This is a genomic window from Magnetospirillum sp. WYHS-4 (assembly GCA_039908345.1).
Classification (GTDB): Bacteria; Pseudomonadota; Alphaproteobacteria; order Rhodospirillales; family GLO-3; genus JAMOBD01.
The window spans coordinates 1-1,061 of record JAMOBD010000170.1 but is presented as its reverse complement, the minus strand read 5'-3'; the positions used below and the strand labels follow the sequence as shown (position 1 = coordinate 1,061).

The 1,061-nt window shown below is 69.8% G+C and carries 3 protein-coding genes; 2 read left to right on the top strand and 1 reads right to left on the bottom strand.

The features are described 5' to 3' along the window. Nucleotides 1-655: SDR family oxidoreductase (locus H7841_18680; GenBank protein ID MEO5338883.1), on the top strand; the 655-nt coding region annotated here is incomplete at its 5' end. Here H7841_18680 and H7841_18675 read toward each other — a convergent pair. Next, on the bottom strand, nt 652-858 hold the full coding sequence (locus H7841_18675) for a SlyX family protein (GenBank protein MEO5338882.1): 207 nt from the start codon (nt 856-858) through the stop codon (nt 652-654). The two genes, H7841_18680 and H7841_18675, sit on opposite strands and share 4 nt — an antisense overlap. A gap of 26 nt (nt 859-884) precedes the next feature. Between H7841_18675 and H7841_18670 the strand changes: the two genes are divergently transcribed. Continuing rightward, nucleotides 885-1,061 (top strand): 7-cyano-7-deazaguanine synthase (locus H7841_18670; protein ID MEO5338881.1); only part of this gene is annotated, 177 nt, incomplete at its 3' end.

Below are 1,061 nucleotides of genomic sequence, written 5' to 3'. Positions count from 1 at the left end.
CGACCTGGACCCCGAGGCGGCGGCGGCCACGGCGGCGCGACTGGGGGGCATCGGGCTGGGCTGCGACGTGACCGACCCGGCGGCCGTCCAGGGCGCCTTCGATGCCGTTTCCGCGGCCTTCGGCGGCATCGACATCCTGGTTTCCAACGCCGGGGCGGCCTGGCAGGGCCGCATCGGGGAGGTGGACGAGGCCCTGCTGCGCAAGAGCTTCGAGTTGAACTTCTGGTCCCACCAGACCGTGTCCCGCCTGGCGGTCGCGGTGATGACCGCGCAGGGGCTGGGCGGCTGCCTGCTCTACAACACCTCCAAGCAGGCGCTCAATCCCGGCAGGAACTTCGGGCCCTACGGCCTGCCCAAGGCGGCCACCCTGTTCCTGATGAAGCAGTACGCGCTGGACCATGGCGGCGACGGCATCCGCGCCAACGCGGTGAACGCGGACCGCATCCGGTCCGGCCTGCTGACGCCCGAGATGATCGCGGCCCGTTCCAAGGCCCGCGGGGTCAGCGAGAAGGATTACATGGGCGGCAACCTGCTGGGCCTGGAGGTGACGGCCGACGACGTGGCCCAGGCCTTCGTCCATCTGGCGCTCGCCCGCAAGACCACTGCCGCCACCGTCACCGTGGACGGCGGCAACATCGAGGCCTCGCTCCGCTAATAGTGGGGCGGCGGGACGTCGGGGGGCGCAAGCTCGTCGACCGTCGCCTCGACGCTTCGCAGGCGGTCCTTGAGGAATTCGACGTCCCGCTTCAGACGGTCGATGACCGTCCATTGCTCGGCGATGGTGTCGCTGAGCTGCTGAAGGGTGCGTTCCTGCTGGGCGGCGTGGCGCTCCAGGTCGTCCAGGCGTTGTCCGGTCATGAGGGGATGTTATGGTAGGGGCCGGCATGCTATCAAGCCCCGTCGGCGGGAGGTGCGGCGTGACCCAGGACAAAAAGGCGGTGGTGCTGTTGAGCGGGGGCCTCGATTCGGCCACCGTGCTCGCCATCGCCCGCGCCGAAGGCTTCGCCGCCCATGCGCTCACCTTCCGCTACGGCCAGCGCCATTCGGTGGAAATCGCGGCG